Annotated in this window: 25 protein-coding genes and 1 tRNA gene; 11 read left to right on the forward strand and 15 right to left on the reverse strand. The window is 64.9% G+C overall.

Features of this window, described 5'->3' with window-relative positions; all coding sequences use genetic code 11:
* The first annotated feature begins 23 nt into the window (after nt 1-23).
* Together ACVIYL_RS03860 and ACVIYL_RS03865 are read left to right on the forward strand one after the other, a co-directional pair.
* Nucleotides 24-1052 carry a peptidoglycan -binding protein gene (locus ACVIYL_RS03860; protein WP_057016193.1) on the forward strand — a complete coding sequence of 343 codons (1029 nt, stop codon included), beginning with the start codon at nt 24-26 and terminating at the stop codon, nt 1050-1052.
* A gap of 383 nt (nt 1053-1435) precedes the next feature.
* Entirely contained in the window at nt 1436-1825 is a 390-nt protein-coding gene (locus tag ACVIYL_RS03865) for a hypothetical protein (protein WP_456777795.1), read from the forward strand.
* A 112-nt stretch (nt 1826-1937) separates the two neighbouring features.
* Here ACVIYL_RS03865 and ACVIYL_RS03870 read toward each other — a convergent pair whose 3' ends face one another.
* The gene (locus ACVIYL_RS03870; RefSeq protein WP_456777796.1) at nt 1938-2258 is read right to left on the reverse strand and encodes a PilZ domain-containing protein; all 321 of its coding nucleotides are present in this window, start codon (nt 2256-2258) and stop codon (nt 1938-1940) included.
* Nucleotides 2259-2579: 321 nt separating this feature from the next.
* Between ACVIYL_RS03870 and ACVIYL_RS03875 the strand changes: the two genes are divergently transcribed.
* From ACVIYL_RS03875 to ACVIYL_RS03885, 3 genes are all read left to right on the forward strand, one after another.
* Nucleotides 2580-4094, forward strand: coding sequence for an AMP-binding protein (locus ACVIYL_RS03875; protein WP_456777797.1), 1515 nt, complete (start codon nt 2580-2582; stop codon nt 4092-4094).
* 144 nt (nt 4095-4238) lie between these two features.
* Nucleotides 4239-5210 carry a S1C family serine protease gene (locus ACVIYL_RS03880; RefSeq protein ID WP_057016190.1) on the forward strand — a complete coding sequence of 324 codons (972 nt, stop codon included), beginning with the start codon at nt 4239-4241 and terminating at the stop codon, nt 5208-5210.
* 23 nt (nt 5211-5233) lie between these two features.
* Nucleotides 5234-6316: a carboxylesterase family protein gene (locus ACVIYL_RS03885; RefSeq protein WP_456777798.1), complete on the forward strand. Its 1083-nt coding sequence runs from the start codon at nt 5234-5236 to the stop codon at nt 6314-6316.
* A 114-nt stretch (nt 6317-6430) separates the two neighbouring features.
* On the opposite strand, the gene ACVIYL_RS03890 is transcribed toward ACVIYL_RS03885, so the two are convergent.
* Entirely contained in the window at nt 6431-7330 is a 900-nt protein-coding gene (locus ACVIYL_RS03890; protein WP_456777799.1) for an SDR family oxidoreductase, read from the reverse strand.
* A gap of 54 nt (nt 7331-7384) precedes the next feature.
* Nucleotides 7385-8125, reverse strand: coding sequence for an SDR family oxidoreductase (locus ACVIYL_RS03895; protein WP_456777800.1), 741 nt, complete (start codon nt 8123-8125; stop codon nt 7385-7387).
* A 120-nt stretch (nt 8126-8245) separates the two neighbouring features.
* Between ACVIYL_RS03895 and ACVIYL_RS03900 the strand changes: the two genes are divergently transcribed.
* Nucleotides 8246-9133 (forward strand): LysR family transcriptional regulator, encoded by an 888-nt coding sequence (locus tag ACVIYL_RS03900; protein WP_456777801.1) that lies wholly within the window; start codon nt 8246-8248, stop codon nt 9131-9133.
* Between the two features lie 63 nt (nt 9134-9196).
* Nucleotides 9197-9403, forward strand: a complete 207-nt coding sequence (locus ACVIYL_RS03905; protein ID WP_016841536.1) for a hypothetical protein — start codon at nt 9197-9199, stop codon at nt 9401-9403.
* Between the two features lie 73 nt (nt 9404-9476).
* Here ACVIYL_RS03905 and ACVIYL_RS03910 read toward each other — a convergent pair whose 3' ends face one another.
* The 7 genes from ACVIYL_RS03910 to ACVIYL_RS03940 form a co-directional block, all read right to left on the reverse strand.
* Nucleotides 9477-10154 carry a DsbA family protein gene (locus ACVIYL_RS03910; protein ID WP_456777802.1) on the reverse strand — a complete coding sequence of 226 codons (678 nt, stop codon included), beginning with the start codon at nt 10152-10154 and terminating at the stop codon, nt 9477-9479.
* Nucleotides 10155-10190: 36 nt separating this feature from the next.
* Nucleotides 10191-10928, reverse strand: a complete 738-nt coding sequence (locus ACVIYL_RS03915; protein ID WP_456777803.1) for a sulfite exporter TauE/SafE family protein — start codon at nt 10926-10928, stop codon at nt 10191-10193.
* A gap of 216 nt (nt 10929-11144) precedes the next feature.
* Nucleotides 11145-11867 (reverse strand): LrgB family protein, encoded by a 723-nt coding sequence (locus ACVIYL_RS03920; protein WP_456777804.1) that lies wholly within the window; start codon nt 11865-11867, stop codon nt 11145-11147.
* On the reverse strand, nt 11864-12250 hold the full coding sequence (locus ACVIYL_RS03925; protein ID WP_018269670.1) for a CidA/LrgA family protein: 387 nt from the start codon (nt 12248-12250) through the stop codon (nt 11864-11866). The genes ACVIYL_RS03920 and ACVIYL_RS03925 overlap by 4 nt, the downstream gene beginning before the upstream one ends.
* Nucleotides 12251-12685: 435 nt before the next feature.
* Complete coding sequence (locus ACVIYL_RS03930; protein WP_253604643.1) at nt 12686-13771, reverse strand: IS4 family transposase; 1086 nt, start codon at nt 13769-13771, stop codon at nt 12686-12688.
* Between the two features lie 286 nt (nt 13772-14057).
* On the reverse strand, nt 14058-14537 hold the full coding sequence (locus ACVIYL_RS03935) for a PaaI family thioesterase (RefSeq protein ID WP_253604580.1): 480 nt from the start codon (nt 14535-14537) through the stop codon (nt 14058-14060).
* Between the two features lie 5 nt (nt 14538-14542).
* Nucleotides 14543-14977, reverse strand: coding sequence for an acyl-CoA thioesterase (locus tag ACVIYL_RS03940; protein ID WP_253604581.1), 435 nt, complete (start codon nt 14975-14977; stop codon nt 14543-14545).
* Nucleotides 14978-15158: 181 nt separating this feature from the next.
* On the opposite strand from ACVIYL_RS03940, the gene ACVIYL_RS03945 reads away from it, so the two are divergent.
* Nucleotides 15159-15716, forward strand: a complete 558-nt coding sequence (locus tag ACVIYL_RS03945) for a TetR/AcrR family transcriptional regulator (protein ID WP_028342569.1) — start codon at nt 15159-15161, stop codon at nt 15714-15716.
* Between the two features lie 81 nt (nt 15717-15797).
* Here the strand turns inward: ACVIYL_RS03945 and ACVIYL_RS03950 are convergent, their stop codons facing one another.
* A complete protein-coding gene (locus ACVIYL_RS03950) occupies nt 15798-16283 on the reverse strand; it encodes a hypothetical protein (protein ID WP_310882955.1) in 486 nt (161 codons plus the stop codon).
* A gap of 208 nt (nt 16284-16491) precedes the next feature.
* Between ACVIYL_RS03950 and ACVIYL_RS03955 the strand changes: the two genes are divergently transcribed.
* Both ACVIYL_RS03955 and ACVIYL_RS03960 read left to right on the forward strand, forming a co-directional pair.
* Nucleotides 16492-16773, forward strand: coding sequence for a PsiF family protein (locus ACVIYL_RS03955; protein ID WP_168857374.1), 282 nt, complete (start codon nt 16492-16494; stop codon nt 16771-16773).
* A gap of 327 nt (nt 16774-17100) precedes the next feature.
* A complete protein-coding gene (locus tag ACVIYL_RS03960; RefSeq protein ID WP_456777805.1) occupies nt 17101-18186 on the forward strand; it encodes an AbrB family transcriptional regulator in 1086 nt (361 codons plus the stop codon).
* 206 nt (nt 18187-18392) lie between these two features.
* Here the strand turns inward: ACVIYL_RS03960 and ACVIYL_RS03965 are convergent, their stop codons facing one another.
* Nucleotides 18393-18965, reverse strand: a complete 573-nt coding sequence (locus ACVIYL_RS03965; RefSeq protein WP_456777806.1) for a disulfide bond formation protein B — start codon at nt 18963-18965, stop codon at nt 18393-18395.
* A 113-nt stretch (nt 18966-19078) separates the two neighbouring features.
* Complete coding sequence (locus tag ACVIYL_RS03970; protein ID WP_456777807.1) at nt 19079-19747, reverse strand: imm11 family protein; 669 nt, start codon at nt 19745-19747, stop codon at nt 19079-19081.
* Between the two features lie 333 nt (nt 19748-20080).
* Between ACVIYL_RS03970 and ACVIYL_RS03975 the strand changes: the two genes are divergently transcribed.
* Nucleotides 20081-20165 (forward strand) — tRNA-Leu (locus ACVIYL_RS03975).
* A 134-nt stretch (nt 20166-20299) separates the two neighbouring features.
* On the opposite strand, the gene ACVIYL_RS03980 is transcribed toward ACVIYL_RS03975, so the two are convergent.
* Nucleotides 20300-21676: a SagB/ThcOx family dehydrogenase gene (locus tag ACVIYL_RS03980; RefSeq protein WP_456781774.1), complete on the reverse strand. Its 1377-nt coding sequence runs from the start codon at nt 21674-21676 to the stop codon at nt 20300-20302.
* 92 nt (nt 21677-21768) lie between these two features.
* The gene (locus ACVIYL_RS03985; RefSeq protein WP_456777808.1) at nt 21769-24015 is read right to left on the reverse strand and encodes a TOMM precursor leader peptide-binding protein; all 2247 of its coding nucleotides are present in this window, start codon (nt 24013-24015) and stop codon (nt 21769-21771) included.
* Between the last annotated feature and the right edge of the window lie 323 nt (nt 24016-24338).

Below are 24338 nucleotides of genomic sequence, written 5' to 3' on the forward strand. Positions count from 1 at the left end.
GGAGCAAGCCCAAGGAGACACCCATGGCCCTCGCCCGCTCGCGCCGCAGCGAATCCGGCTTCAACTACTGGCCCGGCTTTGTCGACGCATTGTCGACGCTGGTGCTGTCGATCGTGTTCCTGCTGTCGGTGTTCCTGGTCGTGCAGTTCTTCCTGTCGCAGGAGGTCACCGGCAAGGACAAGGCGCTGGAACAGCTCACCGCCAAGATCGCCCAGCTCAACGACCTGCTGTCGCTGGAGAAGCTCTCCAAGCTGACGCTCGACGACCAGGTGGCGCAGCTGCGCGCCGGGCTCGCCTCGGCGGAAGGCGAGCGCGACCGCATGAAGGGACTCTATGAGGGGCTCGCGAGTTCCGGCAGCGACGCGCAGGGCCGCGCCAACGAACTCAACAAGGCGCTGGAGTCCGAGAAGGCCGTATCGTCGCGCGCACTGGCGCAGATCGAGCTGCTGAACCAGCAGATCAGCGCGCTGCGCCGCCAGCTCGCTGCGCTCGAAGAGGCGCTCGACGCCTCCGAGAAACGCGACAAGGAATCGCAGAACCGCATCGCCGATCTCGGCCAGCGCCTCAATGTCGCGCTGGCGCAGCGGGTGCAGGAACTATCGAAATACCGCTCGGAATTCTTCGGCCGGCTGCGTGCGATCCTCGGCAACCGTCCCGATATCCGCGTCGTCGGCGACCGCTTCGTGTTTCAGTCGGAAGTGTTCTTCGACACCGGCCAGGCGACGCTGCTGCCCGAGGGCAAGACCGAGCTCGAAACGGTCGCGAGCGCCCTGATCGATCTCGACAAGCAGATTCCGCCCGAGATCGCCTGGGTGCTGCGCGTCGACGGCCACACCGACGTGCGGCCGATCAACAGCCCGCTGTTCAAGTCGAACTGGGAATTGTCCTCGGCGCGCGCGATCTCGGTGGTGCAGTACCTGGTCTCGCTGGGCGTGCCGGCGCAACGCCTGGTCGCCGCCGGCTTTGCTGAATTCCAGCCGCTCGACACCGCGCAGACCGAAGAGGCCTACAAGCGCAACCGCCGCATCGAGCTGAAGCTGACGGAACGCTAGGACGACGGCGCCTGGCCAACCAGTCGCCATTGCCGGGCTCGACTGTGTTTGCGTGAACCCGTGAGGACGGGCACACGGCGCTATCCGTTCGTTGTCCTGGCGAATGCCAGGACCTATAACCACCGCATTTGATGATGAACGGGATCGCGGCCCCAGCGTCGCGCAACAATTGAGATTTGAGGTTATGGGTCCTGGCTTTCGCCAGGACGACATTGAGTGTGTGGCGAGGTCTGTGAGTCACACATCCGCATTCTCGCGACATGAATGTCCAAACTTCATGTCGAAAGATCCGCAACACCGGCGAGGCGTCGCCGCGATCGGTGGAGACCGTTCATTACACGGATATTTGCTTCGCCCTGGCGAGGCGTCCGGGAACGCATCAAATGCGGCTGACGTTATGTTGGTATCGCAATCTCGCGGGCTTGGCGGATGTCTCGTCTCCGTCGCGGCTGTGCCTGTCGCTCAAGCCTCACCGCGCCATCTCGGACCAGCACATGTTCAAGACCAAATTTGCCATCGTCGTCGCCGCCGGCCTCATCCTCGCACCGGCCCCGCTTCTCGCGCAGAACACCGGCGGCACCCCGCTGCCGCCGAGGCCTGGCGACCGCGCCGCACCGTCGAACGGCGTCGGCGGCACTGCGCTCCCGACCCAGTCCGGCCAGCGCGTCGCACCGTCTTCGGGCACCGGCGGCGGCAGCGCCGCACCGGCGCTTCCGGGAGGCCCGACGGGCACCACCACCGGCAATGCCGACAACAACCCGCAGCGGCGATGACGTGAGCCACACTTGCGCGGGACGTCCTGGCGTGAACCATTGAACGCGCGCCCGATGCGATCGGCGATGGTCTGCGCCGATGTCCATTCGAACGTTGATTGATGAAGCCGCGCTAGGTCGCGCCGGCCGGCTCCGCGGCCGGTTCAACCGGCTCGACCTCGGCGGTCACGAATTTGAGCCCGTAGGTCTTGCCGCGCCGCCAGACCACCTCGCAAGGGAAGCGCTTGGCGTGATCGGCGAGCAATGTCAGCGCAAGCCGGTCCTTCACCTCGAACTCGACCTCGGTGGTGATCTTGGCGCCGCCCGGCGAGATGTCGACCACGGCGCATTCGCTCTCGGTCGCGCCGTCGTCGACCGTGATCCAGGCCGCACGATTGTTGAGCTGGCGCCGCGGCTCGCGACTGACCTTGATCCGTGCTCGATTGCTCGCCATCGTCGCCGTCCTTGAAGCCATTGGTCATTGAAAGACATTGCACGCCGTGCACGTCGCTCGACGCGCCCGGCACAGAACCGCAACGGCCACAATGCCGGCCCCCCGTAAAGCCCGGCTTAGCGCGATCGCTTGAACTTTACCGGAATCTTGACGCGGCTTTTAGCGAACAGGGATTCTGCAACTCCATCAGCGGGATACCGGCCGCATGGACAGCCGCCGGCTTGACACGGAGACTGCACTCTTGGTGAAGTGGCGGCCGTGGCCTTGGCCACATCCCTGCAACAAGAGCGCTTCAAGCCGCCTTTTCCGACGGAAACGACCATGCTGATCCCCCTCGCCGACGTGCCGCGCTGGTATGCCGAACGCAAGCCCACGGATGCGATCGCCATCAGTCATGGCGCGGATGCGCTGACCTGGCTCGAGCTCGAGCGCCGCGCCAATGCACGGGCGCGCGCCTTCGCCGCCAAGGGCGTCAAGCCCGGCGACTTCGTCGCGATCGGGCTGCCCAACAGCAACGCGTTCTTCGAGACGACCTTCGCGGTGTGGAAGTGCGGCGCGACGCCGACCTCGCTGTCATGGCGGCTGCCGCGCGGCGAGGCCGCTGCCGTGCTCGAGATTCTGAAACCGTCGCTGGTGGTCGGCGGCGAGGCCGACTGGAATGCGCCGAATTCGCTGCCGGTGAATTTCGTGCCGGACGGATTCTCCGAGGAGCCGCTCGATGCGCCGGTCGCGCGCTACTGGAAGGCGATGACGAGCGGCGGCTCGACCGGGCGGCCGAAGGTGATCCTCGATCACAACCCCGCGGTGATCGAGACCACGGCCGAGGCGACGCTCGGCATTGCGCGCGACACCTCGCTGCTCAATCCGGGGCCGCTGTATCACAATGCGCCATTCATCCTCTCGCACTTTGCGCTGTTCGGGGGCGGAAGGGTCACCGGCATGGTGAAGTTCGACGCCGAGGAGACGCTGCGGCTGATCGAGCGCGAGCGCGTGCAATGGGTGAACTTCGTGCCGACCATGATGCACCGGATCTGGGCGCTGCCCGAGGAGGTGCGCAACCGCTACGACGTCTCCAGCCTGAACATCGTGTTTCACATGGCAGCGCCGATGCCGCCCTGGCTGAAGGAGAAGTGGATCGAATGGCTCGGCCCCGAGCGGATCTGGGAGCTCTATGGCGGCACCGAGCGGCAGGGCGCCTGCGTGATCTCAGGCACCGAATGGATGGCGCACAAGGGCTCGGTCGGCAAGATCGGCGAGACCGCGAAACTGCGCATCATCGGCGAGGACGGCAACGACGTCGCGTCCGGCGAGACCGGCGAAATCTATTTCCTGCCCAATGACGGCGCCGGCTCGACTTATCACTATCTCGGCGCAACGCCGAAGCGGCGGCCGGACGGCTGGGAGTCGCTCGGCGACATCGGCCGACTCGATGACGAAGGCTATCTCTATCTCGGCGACCGGCTCGCCGACATGGTGCTGCGCGGCGGCGCCAACATCTATCCGGCCGAGGTCGAGGCCGCGGTCAGCGAGCATCCCGAGGTGCGCTCCTGCGTCGTGGTCGGACTGCCCGATCCGGAATTCGGCCAGCGCGTGCATGCGATCCTCGAGCTCGCCGACAGCGCCGATGCACAAGCGATCGCCGACGGCATGGGCGATTTCCTGAAGGACCGGCTCAGCCGCTACAAGCATCCGGAAAGTTTCGAGCGCGTCGGCACCGCGCCGCGCGACGATTCCGGAAAGGTTCGCCGCACCATGCTGCGCGACGAGCGCGCCGCGTGGATCAAGGACAACCGTGCCTTCCGCATCATGCCGGCGCGTGCGGCAAAAACCGAATAGGTTCAATTATCTTGCGAGGGGCAGGTCTGCACGCCACATGAGCTGTGCAGGCGGCCCTGCAAGGTATATCATTCCATCTTCCCTGCCGGCAGAACCTCGGTCTACCTTGAGGTTCCAGCGCCCTGCACGCCAGGAGATCCCTTGATGCCCTCCACGACCGAATGGAAAGTGCCCGCGGCCTTTCAGCCTCGCCCTGAAGATTACCGCTACGATCTCGATCGCGCGCTGATGAGTGTGGTCGGGCTGCACTCGATCATTCCGCCGGATGCTTTCAGCGCCGAGACGCTCGGCACCGAGCGCGCCGGCAATGGCGTCCTGATCGACGACGGGCTGGTGCTGACGATCGGCTATCTGATCACTGAAGCCGCCACGGTGTGGCTGCATCTCGGCGACGGCCGCGCGGTCGAGGGCCACGCGCTCGGCTTCGATTTCGAATCCGGCTTCGGCCTGGTGCAGGCGCTCGGCCGGGTCGATCTCGAGCCGCTGCGGATCGGCTCGTCGGCGGCGACGCAGGTCGGCGACAATGTGGTGCTCGGCGGCGCCGGCGGCCGCACGCGCTCGGTCGCAAGCCAGATCGCGGCGAAGCAGGAATTCGCCGGCTACTGGGAGTATCTGCTGGACGAGGCGATCTTCACTTCTCCGTCGCATCCGAACTGGGGCGGCACCGGGCTGATCAACAATGCCGGCGAGCTGATCGGCATCGGCTCGCTGCAGCTCGAACGCGAGCGCTCGGGCCACGCCGAGCATGTCAACATGATCGTGCCGATCGATCTGCTCAATCCGGTGCTGGACGATTTGCGCAAGTTCGGCCGGGTCGACAAGCCGGCGCGGCCGTGGCTCGGCATGTTCACGACCGAGATCGACAACCGCCTCGTGGTGGTCGGCGTCGCCAGCAAGGGACCGGCGGCGCGCGCCGAACTGAAGACCGGCGACGTGATCCTCGCGGTCGACGGCGACAAGGTGACGAGCCAGGCCGGCTTCTACCGCAAGCTCTGGTCGCTCGGCGCGGCCGGCGTCGACGTGCCGCTGACCATCTATCACGAGGGCGTCACCTTCGACGTCACGCTGACCTCGATCGACCGCATAAAGCTGTTGAAGGCGCCGCGGCTTCATTGAGGCAAAGGGAAGAGGCAGCGGCGATGAGCGAGGCCGTGGTTGACGACATCGTGGCCGTGCTGCCGCCGCTGTTGCAGACGCTGGAATCGCTGTCGTTCGTCGCGCGCAACCTCAATCCGCCGGACTTCGATCGCGTGATGCAGATCGCGGGCGAGCCCGAAGAGGCCTTGCAGGCGGTGCGGCCGCGGCTCGCCGACTGGCCGGAGAAATTCGCGCACATCAAGACCGCGCTGGAAGCTGCGATCGAACCGGCGCTGTCAGGCTATGCGGGACTGCGCGCGGTGCAGAACGGCGAAGGCGATCTGGTCAGCGTATTCCGCGCGCTGCGCTATCTGCCGCGGGCGCAGGAGGCGCTCTATCCGCTGACCGAGCTGCCGCCGGTCAGCGGTTTCTTCATCGCGCCCGATCTGCGCGAGGATACCGAGCTGCAGGCGAAGCTCGCCGCCAAGCCCAACGCCGACACCGGCATCTTCCATGAGCGCAACGAGCCGGGCAGCCGCGGCGGCTTCTCGATGTACGTGCCGGAATATTACACGCCGGATCGCGCCTGGCCGCTGGTGATGGCGCTGCATGGCGGCAGCGGCAATGGCCGCGGCTTCCTGTGGAGCTGGCTGCGCGATACGCGCAGCCGCGGCGCCATCCTGGTGGCGCCGACCGCGACCGGCCAGACCTGGGCGCTGATGGGCGAGGACACCGACTCGCCGAATCTGAACCGCATCCTCGACCAGGTGCGTGCGCGCTGGAAGATCGACGAGACGCGCCTGCTGCTGACCGGCATGAGCGACGGCGGCACCTTCAGCTATGTGAGCGGGCTCGACGGCGCCTCGCGCTTCACGCATCTGGCGCCCGTTGCCGCGACCTTCCATCCGCTGATGGCAGAGATCGCCGACGCGGAGCGGCTGCGCGGCTTGCCGATCTTCATCACCCACGGCCGACTCGACTGGATGTTTCCCGTGCAGACCGCGCGGCAGACCCAGGGCATGCTGTCAGCCGCCGGCGCCAGGGTGACCTATCGCGAAATCGACGATCTCAGCCACACCTATCCGCGCGAGATCAATGCGGAGATCATGCAGTGGATGAATGGTGAGCGAGCCGACAGCACCTGAGGGATCGTATCCCGTCATTGCGAGCCGAGCGAAGCAATCCATTGTCACCGAGCACGCGGGCAGATGGATTGCTTCGTCGCTGTCGCTCCTCGCAATGACGTTGCGGGGAGAAGATTACCCGTTCACTCGCGGCTTGAGCAGGTCGGAGAAGCCGACCCGGTGCAGCATCTCGTTGCGGACGCGGTCGATCACGCCGAATGCGACTTCGGCGCCGTCCTGCGTCGGATCGATGTGGACGCGGAACGGCCGCTTGCCGAACGGCGTGTCGACGACTTTGACGATCACGTCGGCGACCGACGAGGCGTCGGCATCCTCGGGCACGATCGCCGCGAACGCCTTCATGATCTCCTCGCCGAAGCCGGCATAGGGACCGGCCTCATATTCGGCGACGCGGGCCTCGTCGGCGGGACGGCCGGAATGCGCAAAGTGGTTGGTGCCGCCGGTGAAGGCGCCGGGCACGATGATCGAGGTCTCGACGCCCCAGCGCGTAAGCTCCCGAGCATAGATCACGGCCATCGCATCCATGCCGGCCTTGGCCGCGAAATACGGCGCGAGATAGGGCGGCGTGCCGCCGGCCGAAGAGCTGCTCGACACCCAGACCACGAGTCCCCTGCCCTGCTTGCGCAGCTGCGGCAGCGCCGCGCGATTGACGCGCTGGGTCGACAGCACGTTGACGTCGTAGAGCTCGGCAAGCTGCTCGGGCGTGAAGGCCTCCGCCGGGCCGAACACCATGTGGCCGGCATTGTGCATCACGACGTCGAGGCGACCTTCCTCGGCGACGATCTGCGCAATCGCCGCATCGATCGACGCCTGCCAGCCGACATCGAGCTCGAGCGAGCGCAGGTCGACCTTGTTGTCGCGCGCGAACTCCTCGATATCGGCGACCGCGGAGGCGTTGCGGCCGGTGGTGTGGCGCATCGAGGCGTAGACGGTGTGGCCGGCCTTGGCAAGCGCGTTGGCGGTGAGGCGGCCGAAGCCGCTCGAAGCGCCGGTAATGACGATGACCTGTTTCATGACACGTATCCTTGTGATCGGTTGAATGCGAGTTGGGTTGGAGATGTGCGGGCGTCAGACCAGGCCGCCATTGGCGCGGAGCGCCTGGCCGTTGATCCAGGAGCCGTCGGGGCCGGCGAGGAACGACACGACATTGGCGATGTCATCGGGCGTGCCGAGCCGCTCCAGCGGCACCATCTTGGCGAAGCGGTCAATCAGCTCGTCCGACTTGCCGTGCAGGAACAGGTCGGTCGCGGTCGGCCCGGGCGCGACCGCATTCACCGTGATGCCGCGGCCGCGCAACTCCTTGGACAGGATCGCGGTCAACGACTCGATTGCGGCCTTGGTCGCGACATAGATGCCGTAGGTCTCAAGCTTGGTGCCGACGACGCTGGTCGAGAAGTTGACGATGCGTCCGCCGTTGCGCAGCCGGCGCGCCGCCTCACGCATGGTGTTGAAGCTGCCCTTCAAATTGACCGCGACCTGCTGGTCGAACGCGGCATCGTCGCTGTCGGCGATCTTGCCGAGCTTCATGATGCCGGCGTTGTTGACCAGCACGTCGACGCCGCCGAAGGCGGCTTCCGCCGCGTCGAACATGCCGCGCACCGCGTTGGCATCGCTGACATCGGCCTTCGCCGTCAGTGCCCGGCCGCCGGCGGCCTCGATCCTGTCGGCCACCGCCTGGGCGGGTTTGGCGTCGCCGGAGTAGTTGATGACGACGGTGAAGCCGTCCTTGGCGAGGCGTTCGGCCACCGCCGCGCCGATCCCGCGCGAGGCACCCGTCACCAGAGCTACCTTGTTGGTTTGGTTGGTCATTTTCAGTCTCCCATCAGGTTGTGCGGCCGCGCCGCGTTGGATGGGAGGACACTAGGTCTTGGCGTCTTCCGGATAATCATGCATCATCCGACATCACTATTCGTTATTTCCGGACAATAGATGGACCGTTTCGACGCGATGCGCGTGTTCACCCGGGTGGTCGAGCGGCGCAGCTTTTCGCTCGCCGCCGAGGATCTGGGGCTGCCGCGCTCGACGGTGACGGACGCGGTGAAGGGGCTGGAGGCGCGGCTCGGCGTGCGGCTGCTCGAGCGCACCACGCGCACGGTGCGCCCGACGCTCGATGGCGAGGCGCACTACCGCCGCTGCCTGTCGCTGATCGCGGATCTCGAAGACGCCGAGGGCGCGTTCGGCGGCGCGCGGCCGAAGGGGCTGCTGCGGCTCGAGGTGCAGGGCACGCTGGCGCGGCACTTCCTGCTGCCGAACCTGCCGGGCTTCCTCGCCGAATATCCTGATATCGAGATCAACATGAGCGAGAGCGACCGCTGGGTCGATCTGATCCGCGAAGGCGTCGACTGCGTGCTGCGCTTCGGCAAGCTGCCCAACAGCGACATGATCGCGCGGCAGGTCACGATGCTGGAGCGGTTGACCTGCGCGACGCCGGATTACCTTGCGCGTTTCGGCACACCGGTCGACCCGTTCGCACTCGATGGCCATCGCATGATCGGCATCCGCTCGCTGACGACCGGACGCCTGCGGCCGATGGAGTTCGTGATCGACGGCGTGCTGAAACAATTTCCGCTGCCGGCGCCGATGTCGGTGACCGGCCCCGAGAGTTACCTGGCGAGCGCCAAACTCGGTCTCGGCCTCGTGCAGGTGCCGCGCTTCCACGCCGAAGCCGATCTGACAAACGGCACGCTGATCCCGGTGCTGCAGCAATGCCCGCCGCCATCGGTGCCGGTAAACCTGCTCTATCCGCGCAACCGCCAGCTCTCGCCGCGCGTGCGCGTGTTCATCGATTACGTGATGCGGGCGTTCGCGCGCAGTTGATCGATCGCCGGAACCACAGCGAGCCCGGCGACGTTATGCTTCCGACACCGGAGGGATTGAGCGATGCGGACCTTTTTCGGCATGATTTTGGGCGCGCTGCTGCTGATATGCGGCGTCTACGTCTACGATTCCATGCGGACATCGAGCGTCGCCAATGGCGAGGTGGCGCAGGACACGCGCACCATCGTCAATTGGGACGTCGCAGCGCATGACTGGAACCTGCTGAAGACGCGCACCCGCGAGCAGTGGGACAAGATCGCGGCGAAGTAACGATTGTTTTCAAGCCGACACAAAAGCAAATGGCCTCTCGCCGGAGAGGCCATTTTCGTTGCAGGAAGCGCGATCAATTCTGCTCGGTCTTGCGACCCATATTGGCCTTGCGGGCGTCGGCGATCACCTGCTCGAACTGATCCATGCTGAGCACGCCCGGTACGCGGTACTTGCCGACGATGAATGACGGCGTGCCGTTGAAGCCGAACGCCAGCGCCTGCTCGTTGTTGCGGGAAAGGATCGCATCGATCGCCTTGGCGTTGGCGTCGTGATCCTTCTTCAGGCGGTCCATGTCGAGGCCGGCGCCCGAGAGCAATTCGGCGATGCGCGGCTCGGTGATGCGCGAATTGACCGAGATCATCGCCTCATGCGCGACGTCGAACTTGTTCTGGTACTTAGCCGCCAGCGCCATCCGCGCCGCGACCTTGGAGACCGGTCCGAGGATCGGCCAATCCTTCAGCACGAGGCGGACCTTGCCGTCGTCCTGCACCACCTGGCGCAGCTCCGGCGCGAGCTTGCGGCAATAGGGGCAGTTGTAGTCGAACCATTCGACGATGGTGATGTCGCCCTTGGGGTTGCCGATGTCAGGAATATCCGGATCGCGCAGCACCTGCTCCTCGGTCAGGACATTGTCGTCCTCGGCGCGTGCGGCGCCCGCGGCCATGAGAGCGATGCCGGCACCGAACAGGCCGAGCGCGCCGCGGCGGGTGGCACCGGCGTTGATCAGGGGCGATTTCGTCAGTTGGTTCATAGCTGGCTTTCGCAAGAGCTCTTCACCCTTCTACGTTCAGGACACATTGATGTTACGCAGCAGCATATAGATCGCCACCACGATAATCACAGTCGCAAACACGATATTAAGCGCGCCGCGCCGTTCCGACAGGTGGCGGGCGCTGCTTGTGCCGAGAAGGCCGCCCGCGATGCCGCCGGCGACGAATAGCCCCGCCAGGCCCCACGACACCAGCCCGGACCACGCATAGCTCAGGGCCGTGGTCATGCCGAAGGCGGTGACGGCAACCAGCGAGGAACTGACCGCGTTCATGATCGGCATCCCGGTCGCCAGCATCAGCGCCGGCACGATCAAAAAGCCGCCGCCGATGCCGAAGAACCCCGACATGGTTCCGGTGGCAAGCCCGAGGCCGATGATCGCGGGCATGTTGGACATCGAGATCTTGACGTCGGTCAGCCCGACCCGCGCGCGATTCTTCAGCATCAGGCCCGCGATGACCAGCATCACCAGCGAGAACAGCGCGAGCAGCTTCTGCCCCTCCAGCATCTTGCCGAGGATCGAGCCGCCGAACGCGCCCAGCATGCCCGACAGCGCGAACACCAGCGCGCAGGACCAGATCACGGTGCCGCCGCGGGCGTGGTTGGAGAGATTGACCGCGGCGTTGGCGGCGACCGCGATCGCCGAGGTGCCGATCGCGACATGCGGCTCCGGCACGCCGACCGCGTAGACCATCAACGGCACGGCAAGGATCGAGCCGCCGCCGCCGACCAGGCCCAGCGAAAAACCGACCAGCATGCCCGATGCCAGCCCAAGCACGCTTTGAGTTGCGGAGAAGACCAAGGGGAACAGACTCGCGTTTGAGCCGGCGACCCTAGAAGGATTTGCTGCTCAACGCCATACCAATAGCACAAAACTGCCCTGCAGCCGGACTCTCTATATCAGCATGATCTCCGCGCAAACGCGTTGCGTTTGTCGCGAGGGAAAACCGGTTCCCACTTTTCCGGATCATGCTCAGCGCAGCAGATATGTCACAGCCAGCGGCACCAGCAGCGAGGTGACCAGCGCATTCAGGCTCATCGCGATCCCGGCGAAGACGCCGGCGACCTCGTCGACCTGGAAGGCGCGCGCGGTGCCGATGCCATGGGCGGCGATGCCCGCCGCAAAGCCGCGGGCGCGAAAGTCGGTGATGCCGGTGAAGTTCATCAGGGGCGTGACGATGATCGCCCCCATGATGCCGGTGAGGATCACCGACACTGCGGTCAGCGAGGGATCGGCATGCAGGGATTCGCTGATGCCCATCGCGACGCCGGCGGTGACCGATTTCGGCGCCAGCGACAGGATGACGTCGCGCGGCAGCCCGAACGCCTGCGCCAGCAGCACCACCGAGACGATCGCCGTCAGCGAGCCGATCGCGAGCGCAACCAGCATCGGCAGGATCGCCGCCGCGACCCGCCGGCGATTCTCGTAGAGCGGCACCGCGAGCGCCACCGTCGCCGGCCCGAGCAGGAAGTGCACGAACTGCGCACCGGCAAAATAGGTGGTGTAGGAGGTTCGGGTCAGCAGCAGGAACACGCCGATGATCCAAACCGAATGCAGCACGGGATTGGCGAGCGGGTGCCGCCTTGTCTTCAGCGACACCGCGTCGGCCGCCGCATAGATCAACAGCGTCACCGTCAGCCAGAGCAGCGGCGACTGCGAGAGATAGACCCAGAGCGAGAACGGATTGTCGTTCACGGCCTCTCCTCCTCGCGCGACAACAAACTGCTCGCCGCAACGAAGGTTGCAACCGTCGCCAGCAGGGTGACGATGACCGAAACCGCGAGGATCACCAGGACCGCGATGCCGTGCTCGGCGAGCAGATCGAGCTTCTGCACCACGCCGACGCCGGCCGGAATGAACAGCAGCGAGAGATTGGCGAGCATGCCGCGGCTCGCGCTCTCGACGCCGTCATCGCCGAGCGGCCCGCGCGCCAGCGCCGGAAAGCGGTCGCGCGCCAACAGCAGCAACAGCAGCAGCACGAGGCCAACCACCGGGCCCGGCACCGGTACCGCCAGCGCGCGCACGGCGACCTCGCCGACCAGCTGGCAGAGCAGGATCAGGCTGAGGCTGGCGATCATGGCAGGAAGCTCACGCGAGACATCCGCCTATCAGGTCGGTGTGGCGGGACCTTGTCAATGCGTGGGTCTTGGATGCATGCGCAGATCTTGGGCGCCGTCGCCTTCAAATCCGTCACACTTTCTCAGACCGTCATCCCCGCTTGTCGTCCCTGCGAAAGCAGGGACCCATAACCACCGCATTCGGTGATGACCGGGATCGTGGCCCCAGCCAGCGCAACAATTGAGATTCGGGGTAATGGGTCCTGGCTTTCGCCCATAGGCGCTAAGATAGTTTGATCATAGTCTGATAGTGGCGCTTATGTCTGGGTGGCTCGCGTAGATGTCGCCGGAGAGCGTGACTGGCTCTGCAGAGTAGAGCGATTGCGGGCTGTGGAATGATCGCTTGCCGTAGCGAAGCTACGAGCTGGCGCAGCAGACGCCACGTCACTGGGTGGGTCAGGCGGCGTCGGCCAAGCGGGGAGAGTCTTCGAGTTCGTCGACGAGCGGCTCGAGCAATAGAATGATCAGCAGATGAGCGAGGATATGGGGTCTGGCGGACCGCTCGTCGGTTCCGGGAGGTCCCTTCAGGCCAATCAGGCTTTTCAGCCGCTTGAAGCCGAGCTCAATGCGCCATCGCAGCCGATAGAGGGCGAGGATATCTGCAGTCGTGAAGTCCTCTGGCCTGAGTGAGGTCACCAGGATCACCCAATCTGCGGCGTCAAGTGTTTGCCTGGAGAGCTGATGACCTCCCTTTTGTGCAGTCCGGCGCGCCTTGCGTCGCGCAGCCGCAGCAGCTTGCGCCGGCTTCTTCGCGGCAACCAGACGCACTGCGAGCGGCGGCGCACCTGACTTGCGCTTTATCCAAATCGGCCGATCGATCAGGCCACGCGCCGAGGCGTTGCGCAGTTCGGCAGTGAGGTCAACAAGATTACCTTCGGCATCGAGCCAGCGCGCGCTCTTCCAGCCGGCCCGGATCACGAAGTCCGCATCGGCATCGACGAGATGCGCCATGCGCTCCGGTTGCAGATAGGCGCGATCGGCAAGACGGATCTCACCGGCAACCGCCGGTATCCGATCCAGCGTCTCGCCCGCTCGCTGATCGGTCAGTTCGAAGTGACCAAAGCGCTCCTGCGGAAGATCGAACGCGCTATGGATACGCCACACTGCGTTCTTGTTCCTGCCGCTCGTCCCAGCCTTGGGGACCGTCGTGGCGTCAACAATACGGATCAGACGACCGCGGCTCGCCTTCGGCGCCGCGGCGGCAAGCGCCTGCTCGACCAAGATTGCCAGCCAATCTCCGCACTGACGTAAGCGATACAACAGAGCCACGTTGGAGATATCGACAAGCCCAACCGACGTGGCCCATGCCGCCGTCAACCGCAGCCCTTTCTCACCAAGGCAATAAGCCAAGATCAGGCGCAGCAAGTCGACCGCATTGCTGATCTCCCGCGGACGGACAAACGCCTTCGTCTTGCGCGCGCTAATGTTCAGAGCCTCGGCTCCGCCAAGTCGGGCGACAACGCGCGCCCAATCTTTGTTCACAAGCGATTCGTGTGCCATTCCATCTTGGAATCACAAGCGAATCCAAGGCGCAAATCCTATTTTAGCGCCTATGGGCTTTCGCCAGGACGACACGGGGTGTGTGGCGCGGCCTGCATCCACAATCGTCGTCCCTGCGAAAGCAACCGCGCCTCGACCCGCTCAGCACCGTCATCCTGAGGCGCGAGCTCTTGCGAGCCTCGAAGGATGCACGGCCCGGACAAGCCCGCGCACTCCTTCGTCGTAACGATGGGGCCGTCGACCCTTCGAGACGCCGCTTTGCGGCTCCTCAGGGTGACGGAGATAGAGCTCCACCCGTCGGCGGCGACTCCCGCCGCGCCAGCGCCATCAGCGTTCCGCTCATGGTCGCGACCAGCGTCTCGACGCCGTCCTGGATCGCGTAGGCGCGGCCGTCGCAGACCGTCAGTGTGCGGCCGGGCTTGACCACGACGGCGCGGAACACGAATCGCTCGCCGCGGGCCGGCGCCAGCAGATTGGTCTTGAACTCCACGGTGAGGATGTCCGAACCGGCCGGCATCAGCGTGAAGGCGGCGATGCCGCAGGCATTGTCGAGGCCCGCGGTGATGATCCCGGCATGCACGAAGCCGTTCTGCTGGCAGAATTCCGGCGCATAGGGCATCGCGAGATCGACCTCGCCGGGCTCCATGCGCGCGATCGAGATACCAAGCGTCTGCATCGCGCGCTGGCGTGCGAACGTATCGGTCGCGACCGCACGGTAATCGGGATTCTTCGGTTCGAAACGCGGCATGGCGGTCACGCGATTGCGGGCTCGGACGGCACGAGATGCGGCATCGCCGCGTAGCGGATCGCCGGCGCGAACGGCGTCGATCTGCGCGCGGCACGGTCGATATGCACGGCCGCGATCTCGCAGGTCGCGGCGATCTCGCCGGTCTCCGCATTGCGCATCTCGTGCAGGATACGGATCGACTTGTCGCGGAACTCGACCAACCGGCTCTTGACCTCGACGAGGTCGCCGGCGAGCAGCTCGCGCTTGTAGGAGATGTTCTGTTGCACGGCGGCCATGCCTCGGCTGGACTCGCGCAGGTAGCTCGGCGTCAGGCCGAGCCGCGCGAACATGTTCCAGCTCGCCTCGTCGAACTTGCCGACATACCACATGACGTTCATGTGGCCGATATGGTCGCAGTGCCAGGGATAGACCGTGCCGCGATAGGTCGCCTCGCCCTCCATCGGATCCCTCCTTCGATTTTTGATACGGTAGCGTATCAAGGACGAAGCAGGCTAGCAATACGGTACCGTATCAAAGCATGATCCGGAAAAGTGCGAAGCGGTTTTCCGAAAAGGCCATGCACAAACAAGCGATTAATGCGTGATGACGATCCCATTGCGCATTATGATGCGCGGAGATCGCATGACTGAAAGCAAAGGCGACGTCTGGGTCGCGGCCGGCTTCGCCGAACTCGCGCATAGCGGGGTCGACGGCGTGCGGGTCGAGGTACTGGCGAAGAATCTCGGCGTCACCAAGGGCGGCTTCTACCGCCGCTTCAGGGATCGCGCCGCGTTGCTCGAGGCCATGCTGACGCGCTGGCGCGACGGCCGCATCGCATCGATCGAGAAGCACACCGCGCTCGACGGCGCCAGCGCGCGCGAGCGGCTGAAGGCGATCATCACGCTGTATTCGGAGCGCATGAACACCGAGGCGATGGCGGTCGAGCTCGCGATCCGGCAATGGGCGCGCACCGATGAGGCCGCCGCCGCCGCCGCCGCGAGCGTCGATGCCGCGCGGCTGAAGAATGTCGCCCAGCTCTATCGCGCCACCGGGCTGCCGACTGAAGAGGCCGATGCGCAGGCCTTCCTGTTCTACTGCTTCATCTTCGGCCAGAGCCTGCTGTTTCTCGAGCGCGGCCCGCGCAAGCGCGCGCAATTGCTGGCGCAGTCGGCGGACAAGCTGCTCACGGAAAACCCGTAGAGAGAGCTGCAGCCAATAGAGCCGGTGCAAACAGAAAGCGGCCGGCTTACGCCGGCCGCTCGCCAGACTCGGTCGGCTCGCTCAGGCGCCCTTCAGGCGCTTGTTGCATTCGCTGTAATAGCCACCGCCCTTCTGGATCCACTTCAGGCCGCCATTGCCGCCGGTGGCCTTGTTGGCGTTGTACTGGTCGACGCAGGTGTGCATGCGTCCCTTGCCTTCGGACTCCTTGGCGTATTTGGGATCGATGGCGTTCGGAAATACGGCGGGTCCTGCCGGCGCCGCCGGTGCCGCGGCGGGCGCCTGCTTGGCTTCCTTCGGCGCGGCCGGAGCGGGCGCGGCGGCTGCCGGCGGCGGAGCGGCGGGCGCCGCAGCCGGGGTCGCGTCGGCGCCGCACTGCGCCTTGCGGAAATCATTCCACTTCTGGCCGCCGAGGGTGCCGGCCGACTTGGCCGCCTGGTACTTGGCGCTGCATTCCTGCGCGGTCAGGGCCTGCGCCGGCGCGCTCGCCGCAAAGGCTGCAAAGCCCGACACCGCAAGCACGCACAACAATCTGATTTGAATGGTCATCGCTGGTCTCCCGTCATCCCTGGTTTCCCGTTGGTTTCCCGTGGGGAGCATTGGCGTAAGACCATTATCCTAGCGCAACCCCGACTTGCGACAACGCGCCTGCGCGCCTGCGCGTTAAAATATTGTGGCGGCGGGACCGCTGCATGTTCATCCACGGTTCAGCATCGTCGCGCGACGTTTCGGCCCTCTTTCCCTCACGAGGTGCCCCATGAAGACGATTTCCACGCTCGCGTCCGCAACCGCCCTGGCCTCCCTGCTGCTGATGGGCGGAGCTTTCGCGCAAACGGCCGCGCCCGCCGCCAAGGACGCCGCTCCGAAGGCCGAGACCAAGGCGCCGGCCGAGAAGAAGCCGCGCACCGCCGAGTCGCTGGAATGCTCGAAGGAAGCCGACGCCAAGGGGCTGCACGGCAAGGAGCGCAAGAAATTCCGCTCCGAGTGCAAGAAGGAGAAGTCGGGCGGCGCCGCCGCTGCGCCCGCGGCGACGAAGTAAACATCCGGGCAGGTTTGATGCGATTCGCTCTCCCCATCGGGGAGGGCAGTCGCAACTGCGCTCGATCCCTCGACGAACCCGTGATGCCCGGCCTTGTGCCGGGCATCTACGTGTTGGATTGCGCGTGGGAAAGGCGTGGATGGCCGGGACACCTGCGCGAAGACGCGCTTCGCGCTTCTGCCCCGTCATGACGAATTTGTGGCGATACTGATCGCAATCCCCGGCCCGTTTCGAAGGGTGAAAATCTGTGCGCCGGGCGAGCCGGAGCGCATTGCTGCAATCGCGAGATGCATTTGTCGCGTTCACGCGAATTTGCCATAAGGCGGCGTGACCCTGATCCGCGCTTCGATGGCAACGGCCATTCCCGACCGCAGCAAAGTCCTGAACGGGCTCGAGACCCTCGTCATCGGCACCGTCGGCGGCTTGCTGTTTCTGTGGGCAGAATTGCCGGGCGGCCTGATCTCGGGGGCGATGGTCGCGGTCGCGATCGCCGCATTGGCCGGACGGCCGCTCGCGGTGCCGGCGGTGCTGACGCAATCGGTGCTGCTGTTGCTCGGCATCTCCCTGGGCTCGCTGATGTCACAGCAATTGCTGCAGCACGTGAGCTCCTATCCGCTCACCATCGGCCTGCTGGCGCTGGCGACGTTCTGCTCGACCTTCGGCTCGAGCCTCTATCTGCAACGCATCCATGGCTGGGACCAGACCTCGGCTTTCCTTGCCGGCAGCCCGGGCGCGCTGTCGCAGATCACGATCCTCGCCGCGGAAAAGGGCGCCGACGTCGCGGCGATCGCGGTGGTGCAGACCATGCGCGTGATCATCTTGACCGCGGCGCTGCCGCTGGTGCTGGCGCTGACCGGGGTGACGCATGCAGCGCCGCCGCCATTGCCGACGACGGTCGCCTCGCCGTTCGGCCTCGTCGCGCTGGTCGCCTTATCGATCGGCGTCTCGCTGCTGCTGCGCTGGATCAAATTCCCCGCCAGCTGGATGTTCGGCGCGATGCTCGCCTCCAGCCTGCTGCACGGCTCCGGGCTGGTCGATGGCGGCCTGCCGCCCTGGCTCCGCAACGTCGCGCTGGTCGGCATCGGCGCCATCATCGGCACCCGCTTCGCGCGGATGAAGACCTCGACGCTGCTCAGTCACGTCAATGCCGGGCTCGGCTCGTTTGCGATTGCCATCCTGATCTCGGCCGTGTTCGTCGCGGTGATCGGCTTCACCACCCATGTGCGGCTCGCCGACGTCGTGGTCGCCTTCGCGCCGGGCGCGATGGACGCGATGCTGGCGCTGGCGTTGACGCTGCACATCGACCCGATCTTCGTCGGCGCGCATCATCTGTCGCGCTTCCTGTTCGTCACCATCTCGACGCCGGGCATCATCCATCTGTTCGGCCGGCCGCAGGACGACGTCGACGATTAGGCCCCCTTTGTCCCGTCATCCTGAGGAGCGCCACCGGGTCCGCGCGAAGCGCGGCCCGATGACAGGCTCCGCGCGTCTCGAAGGATGAACAGCCCGGCTGGTGCCCGTCCATGCGTCGAGAGGGCCGCTTCGCGGCCTCCTCCAGCGGCAAAGGCGAAGCCTTTGCGCGGGCATGACGGATAACGAGAAAACCGTACGGCCCGACCTCAGGCCCTCGCGGCCTTCATCACGCCCCAACCGGCGATCGCGGCCATCACGAGCGAGATCAGCACGTTGTAACCGGCCAGCGAGATGCCGAGGAAGCGCCACTGCACCTCGTCGCAGCGCACCACCTTCACCTTGTCGAGCTGGTCCAGCAGCGAGCCGGCCTTGCCGAAATCCACCATCGGGCCGGTGCAATCGGTCGGCCCCGGCCAGAACCCCCATTCGACACCGGCGTGATAGGTGCCGAGCCCGGCATTGGCGAGCGCGGCGAGGCCGAGGATCGCAAGGCCCGCGAGCAGCACCGGACGCGGCGCGCCGCGGGCGGCCGCGAGCGCCACCAGGGCGCCGAGCGGCACCGCGAGGTAATAGGCATAGCGCTGCTCGAGGCAGAGCGGACAAGGCATGATCTCCAGCACGAGCTGGAAGAACCAGGCGCCGGCCAGGGTCGCCGCCGCGATCACGGCAATCGCCAGCGACGAGGTCAGCGCCGGATTGCCGGCGGCGGAAGCATGCGACGGATGGGCGGTGGCAATCGTCACGTCGGTCCTCCGGGGAGCATCGTTCGGGAGGGTCATGGGCCCTGCTCCAAGGTCGTCGATTGCGGTCGTATCGCGTGAAAATACCGCTGTCGAGGCGCGGGACAATCACATCCGCGCGGGTTGACCGTGACGGCCGCCGTCCGCCGCGGTCAGATCGCGTTCAGTCGGTGATGCGTGGGAACGCGCAGGCCCCACTGGGTCATCGCCGCCTGCAGCTCATCGGAAAAGAAAAGGCTCGGATTGAGCAGCCTGCGTTCATGCCAGAGATGGGCGCCGACGCTGACACGCTTCAAGACCGTCAGACTGCCATAGCCCTTTTTCGTGGGATTGTTTGCAAAATACGCCGTCGATCCCTCCGACACCTGATGGACGGCGCTTTGTTCCGGCACGAAGCTGTCGATGTAACGGCGGACGATGATGCCGTAATACGGAACGGGGTAGTCCTTGCCCTTCGGCGTGGTGATCCGTAGCGGCCAGAACTGGTGCACGCCCGGCTCCAGCTTCTCGATGATCGCGTGCAAGGTTGCATCGACGGCACGGACGCCGTTGGTCAAATGCAGCAGCGATCCGAGCGATTTGCGTGAATCCTCCATCCTGAATTCCAACGGACGTTCGTGCGGCTCGAGCAGGCCACTGTCCTCCCTGAACTTGCGAGCCACCTCCCCGATGTAAGCGACGTGCCAGTCGTTCAGCGCCGCCCTTTGCTCCGCAGACATCTGCTCGTCGAAATATTGCTTGAGGCCTTCCTCCCAGCCCACATAGTCGCCGTTCGGGAAGAAGTCGCCGAATTGGCTGCGCTCGTACCATCCCCACACCATGTTCAAGTGCCCCTTGCTTCAAGTGCCCCGTGCGTTCATCGAGATCGACGAACCGGACAATACCGTTACGCTCGCGCCTCCGTCTCGAAGTAGGTTGCCGCAGCCGCGGCCAGGCTTGGGGACGGTGGCAGCGGCTGCCGCCGCCGGGCAAACTCTTCCGTGACTGCCATACGGACGGCAACGGCCTTGCGTCGTCCTCGGGGTCACACCCACCGGAAATTCCGCTGCCGGGGCGCGGGACATCCCGCCCGCGCGGGTTGACCATGACGGGCCGCCCGCTATAGTCCGCCGCGCTTCGCGACCCCGGCCTTCCCGGCCGGGACCGTTGCGAATGCCCCTGTGGCGGAACTGGTAGACGCGCTCGACTCAAAATCGAGTTCCGCAAGGAGTGCTGGTTCGATTCCGGCCAGGGGCACCATTCAGCGCAGCCGTAGCCGACAAGCCATCCGCACGAAGGCTCGTCCCGGCGTAGCCCGAAGGGCGAAGCCGAATCCCGCCGCTGGGCGCCATTCGCGTGCGATCCAGGCCGTAAACATTCGAAAGACCTCCCCTTTAGCTAGAGGGGGCCGGTTTCCTGCCGCGTCCGAGCGCGAATTGACCGACCGGGCCCTCCACGTGGAATTCAAGCCCCGTCATTTTTGCAAACAGATCGATGTTGCAGGTGCCGATTGCGCAGCCACCAAGGCCCATGTCGGTCGCCGTCAGATAGAACGTCTGGATCAGGTTGCCGACGTCCTTCAGGATCAACGAATATGCGATTGAGCTGTATTTCCAGGAGATCCGCCCAAAGCGCGCGGCGATCGTGATCAAGACCTGCGGTGAACCGGATGCGTCCATGGCAAACTCGGCCGCCGTAGAAAGCGCTTGGAGTTGTTGGGCGGAGGTGTCGATCGCGACAAGCGCGTGGCTGCCCGCGTCATAGTGGTAAAGTCCACGTGCAAGCTCCCCGCAGTTCAAGACCGCCAAGTATAGTTCCAGCTCATACGCGCCGCCTGCCGACGGATAGGGTCTTGCGCTGTAGGTGACCTCGGGACCGCCGTCAAAATCTGCGCCGATCTTCCATTCCGACAGCACGCGGGTTGTCGTGTCGAGAAACTGCGCGAGCTCGGCGAGCGTGACCGGATGCTGGTCGTCGAAATCTCGTATTGAATGGCGTTCGCGCAACAGCTTCGCGAAGTGCGAGACCGACCCCGACGTGGAGAATTTGCCGAGGTCGATCTTCTTGCCGGGCCAAGGCGGGCGCACCGCGGGTAGCGGTGGAACGACGCCCGCATGGGTGAACGCGCCGCCAACTGGATTGGTGTGCCGGCCCTCCGTGCTCCGCGTATGAAACACGAGATCGTGGAAGTCCCAGAGAACGAGATTGCCGTCGCCTTCATTCACCCGAAGGCCGTCGCCGTCTTTCGCATTGAGCTTGATCAGCATCTTGCTGTCGAGCAGCAATCCGAGCAGATCGAGGTTGGCGGAGGCCGCATGGCGGCGAAGCTTGCTGATCTTCTGAGGCCGCGACAGGGCAGCGAGGGTGGCAGCGATGGCGGGATCGAAAATCCGAAACAGCGCGCCGGCGCGCGGCGATTCCAGCACCATCTCGCTGCCGCGCCGGCGTAGATAAGCGAAGCGCGACAGCACAATGGTATCACCGTTCCCCAGCTTTGCACGTTGTGGCCAGTATTCGGCGACCTGCGGCTCGATGACCACAAGGTCTTGCTCGTCACGCGGAGAGTATAGGCGGTATTCGAGAAGTCCGTGCCCTGCCAGTCGCCGCACGAGGGCATGAACCTGCCTCGCGAGGACGCCTTTGCCCGCAAAGGAGGCGAGCGGCAGGCCGCTGGTGAGATGTCCCGCACGGTCGACCGCTGCCGCACTGAATTGTCCCAGATTGATCGAGTAGCCGCCCAAGCCTGCAGCGATGCTTCCGTCCGCCTGCATGTGAAGGGAGCAACGACCGTTCAATCGGGCGACGATGACGGGTGCGATCTTCCTGAGCTTCGTTTTCCGGAAGTTGCGCAACGAGCCAGCCTTCAGGTGTGTGGAAGGAATGGCGTGAGCTCGCTTTCCAGTCGCGGACGATTCAGCAATCCGAGCTTCATCGGAACATCGTAAAGTCGGCCGGGCGCGAAGCGGCGATAGAAATGTCGCAACCCCGGAACGAGCACTCTGACGACGGGCACCTGGACATCGGGCCGCGTCTGGTCGAGCACGAGGAAATCAAATCCCGCGCCGGTGGCAATCTCGATGCAGGCATTGACCTGGTCGCGCGCGTTGTCGTGAACCTTGAGGCTCGGCGCCGACGGCACGATCGGATTGTCGCTGGGGATCAGGAACGGATAATCGTCCAGTCGCAGCGGCGTGACACCGTCCAGCGTCGGCTTCTCGCCACTTCCGCCGCCCATCATGCCAATCGACATGAACTGGGTCAGTTCGGTGAGGGAACGCAGCAGGGCTATGCGGCGATCGAAATGTGAGCCGGAACCGAATTCGATATTTTCGTGTCCGTTCTGCATCCAATGGATGATCGCCACGTAAGAGGGAATACCGAGATCGCTGGTGATGTCGAGCACCCAAAGCCTGCGCCCCGCATCGGCAAGCTGGGCTTGCAGATCCCGCACATAGGGATCTTCGAATTGCGCGAGGTCGACTTCTGCACGTTGCAGCCGGTTGTACCACCAGATCGCGTAGGCGTCGCGTTCGACCAGTTCGAGGAAGCCTTGAACGATGGCTTCCTCCCGGGTGTTGCCGGCCGCGCATCCGTTGGAATCCGTGTGGAAGCCGCCATAGAAGAAGTACAAGAGGCCCGTTGGAAGATGTTTGAAACGCTTGTCCCGTAACGACCAGACCGGCGACCACTCCGTCTTGGTCGAGGGATCGAGCGGCTCAGGCACCAGATGTGAATCGTCCGGCTGCGAGGTATGTCTGTTTTGAAACTGCGCGTTGCTGAAAAGCTGTACTTCGTTGGGAAGAAGAGCGGCGCCGGGAGCGAAATCGACAAAGCGGCGCTTCGTCCTGATCTCGTCGCCCTGGAAAATACCCGAATAGCGCTCGATCGCCTCCATCAACGCGCTGGCCTCGCCCTGCTCGGCTGTGGAGCCCTTGCCGAAGCTGCCGCCGCTCAATCCGGATCTGAGCTGGTCGACGTTCCAGGCCGGCGCCGAGAAATTGTGGTAGGCGAAAAAGTTCGTGTTCATCGGCAGATCGGCCTCGATCCGCTCGAGCCGCGAGACGACGCCGGTCAGCGGACTGACGTGCTTGCGGAACCGTGCTACGGTGGCTCGCGACGTCACGGCGCGGTAACCGCCGCTGGTCATGACGAGCTTTCCGCCCTCCGCGATCTCGATCGGCGCTGCCGCCCGGCGCGGACTCTGCAGCTTCCTGCTGCCGCAGGTAGGACACTGCGGGCGTCGCGCGACGTAATGCTTGGCAATGACGGCACCGGTCAGGTCGAAGCTTGCGATGTGATCGCGCAGATCGGTACGAAATCCCGAGGCAATCGCTTTTGCAATTTCAACAGCAGCGAAGTGGATGCCGATCTGTCCGACGGCGTCGCCGATCAGGGGCGATACGGCGACCACCTGCGCCGCTCTGCGATCGAGAAATCCCTTGATCTCCCGATTGCGTATCATGCGATCGAACAGGCAAGTCCAGCAGGCGCTCTCGCCCGGCTTGAACACGGGTCCCACCAGCGGAAACACGCCGGACGGCTGCGCCAGCAGCCAGGGCGTCCCATCGCCAAAGCGCTTTCCGTTCAATTCGACGAGCCGCCGGTCAAGATAGTCGTTCGCCAGTGTGATCGTGAGCTTGGGCGACCGCTTGGTGATCCGAACACCGAGCTTGCTCAAGGCCGCGGCAAGTTCGTTGGCGCCTTTGACATCGATGGCTTCGACCCGCACGGGGCAATCGCGGAGATTCTGTTTTGCGACCTCTGGGGGCAGGCCGAGACTCGCCCAATATCCATCGACGGCGCCTGCGAACGCGTGCGGCGCTCCGCTTACGACATATCGGCGCTCCAGCAGCCGCCTGATCGCTTCCTCGATCTTGTCGGCGGGAAAATTCTTTGAGAGCTGCCGAACGATCTCTGGTGCAGCCTTACCATTTTTGCCGATCGCCGCGGCCACCGCACAATAGAGATCACCATGCAGGAAGAATTTGCGGTTCTCGGAGTAGAGGCAGACCACATCGGGAGGAATCACATAAGCGGTAAAGTTCGGCGCGAATCGCAAAATGCCCTTGCGGCTCTGCCTCGCGGTGCGGCTCTTGCCATTGACTGTCATCGGGGCGGCACGCTGATCCTGTTGCAGTCACTTCCGATCGCCGGAGCGCGGCAAACCATGGCATTGCGCGACTTGTGCGCCGCGTTCGGCCACCGGCATTCTGCGAGCAATTTGGATCACACTCGCCCACCGTCGGCAAGCTGATCAGCCAGGCGCGGCGAATGTATAACGAAAGCAAAAAATTGGCCGGGTCGTTCGGGCGCCCGGCCAATGAAATCGCGACGTGCCGACGCCCAGTCAGTGAGCGCTAGCACCAGCGGCAGCGGCCCCAGGATGCACAGCAGCCTGCGCATGAGACCAATGGCACGCCTACGCCGATCCAA

Source organism: Bradyrhizobium sp. USDA 3315 (genome assembly GCF_054056795.1).

Bases quoted from the DNA above. Each gene is read 5' to 3' on its own strand.
- ACVIYL_RS03860 (WP_057016193.1), top strand. From the start codon at position 24: ATGGCCCTCGCCCGCTCGCGCCGCAGCGAATCCGGCTTCAACTACTGG.
- ACVIYL_RS03865 (WP_456777795.1), top strand. From the start codon at position 1,436: ATGCGGCTGACGTTATGTTGGTATCGCAATCTCGCGGGCTTGGCGGAT.
- ACVIYL_RS03870 (WP_456777796.1), bottom strand. From the start codon at position 2,258: ATGGCGAGCAATCGAGCACGGATCAAGGTCAGTCGCGAGCCGCGGCGC.
- ACVIYL_RS03875 (WP_456777797.1), top strand. From the start codon at position 2,580: ATGCTGATCCCCCTCGCCGACGTGCCGCGCTGGTATGCCGAACGCAAG.
- ACVIYL_RS03880 (WP_057016190.1), top strand. From the start codon at position 4,239: ATGCCCTCCACGACCGAATGGAAAGTGCCCGCGGCCTTTCAGCCTCGC.
- ACVIYL_RS03885 (WP_456777798.1), top strand. From the start codon at position 5,234: ATGAGCGAGGCCGTGGTTGACGACATCGTGGCCGTGCTGCCGCCGCTG.
- ACVIYL_RS03890 (WP_456777799.1), bottom strand. From the start codon at position 7,330: ATGAAACAGGTCATCGTCATTACCGGCGCTTCGAGCGGCTTCGGCCGC.
- ACVIYL_RS03895 (WP_456777800.1), bottom strand. From the start codon at position 8,125: ATGACCAACCAAACCAACAAGGTAGCTCTGGTGACGGGTGCCTCGCGC.
- ACVIYL_RS03900 (WP_456777801.1), top strand. From the start codon at position 8,246: ATGGACCGTTTCGACGCGATGCGCGTGTTCACCCGGGTGGTCGAGCGG.
- ACVIYL_RS03905 (WP_016841536.1), top strand. From the start codon at position 9,197: ATGCGGACCTTTTTCGGCATGATTTTGGGCGCGCTGCTGCTGATATGC.
- ACVIYL_RS03910 (WP_456777802.1), bottom strand. From the start codon at position 10,154: ATGAACCAACTGACGAAATCGCCCCTGATCAACGCCGGTGCCACCCGC.
- ACVIYL_RS03915 (WP_456777803.1), bottom strand. From the start codon at position 10,928: ATGCTGGTCGGTTTTTCGCTGGGCCTGGTCGGCGGCGGCGGCTCGATC.
- ACVIYL_RS03925 (WP_018269670.1), bottom strand. From the start codon at position 12,250: ATGATCGCCAGCCTCAGCCTGATCCTGCTCTGCCAGCTGGTCGGCGAG.
- ACVIYL_RS03935 (WP_253604580.1), bottom strand. From the start codon at position 14,537: ATGCCGCGTTTCGAACCGAAGAATCCCGATTACCGTGCGGTCGCGACC.
- ACVIYL_RS03940 (WP_253604581.1), bottom strand. From the start codon at position 14,977: ATGGAGGGCGAGGCGACCTATCGCGGCACGGTCTATCCCTGGCACTGC.
- ACVIYL_RS03945 (WP_028342569.1), top strand. From the start codon at position 15,159: ATGACTGAAAGCAAAGGCGACGTCTGGGTCGCGGCCGGCTTCGCCGAA.
- ACVIYL_RS03950 (WP_310882955.1), bottom strand. From the start codon at position 16,283: ATGACCATTCAAATCAGATTGTTGTGCGTGCTTGCGGTGTCGGGCTTT.
- ACVIYL_RS03955 (WP_168857374.1), top strand. From the start codon at position 16,492: ATGAAGACGATTTCCACGCTCGCGTCCGCAACCGCCCTGGCCTCCCTG.
- ACVIYL_RS03965 (WP_456777806.1), bottom strand. From the start codon at position 18,965: ATGACCCTCCCGAACGATGCTCCCCGGAGGACCGACGTGACGATTGCC.
- ACVIYL_RS03970 (WP_456777807.1), bottom strand. From the start codon at position 19,747: ATGGTGTGGGGATGGTACGAGCGCAGCCAATTCGGCGACTTCTTCCCG.
- ACVIYL_RS03980 (WP_456781774.1), bottom strand. From the start codon at position 21,676: ATGCAGGCGGACGGAAGCATCGCTGCAGGCTTGGGCGGCTACTCGATC.
- ACVIYL_RS03985 (WP_456777808.1), bottom strand. From the start codon at position 24,015: ATGACAGTCAATGGCAAGAGCCGCACCGCGAGGCAGAGCCGCAAGGGC.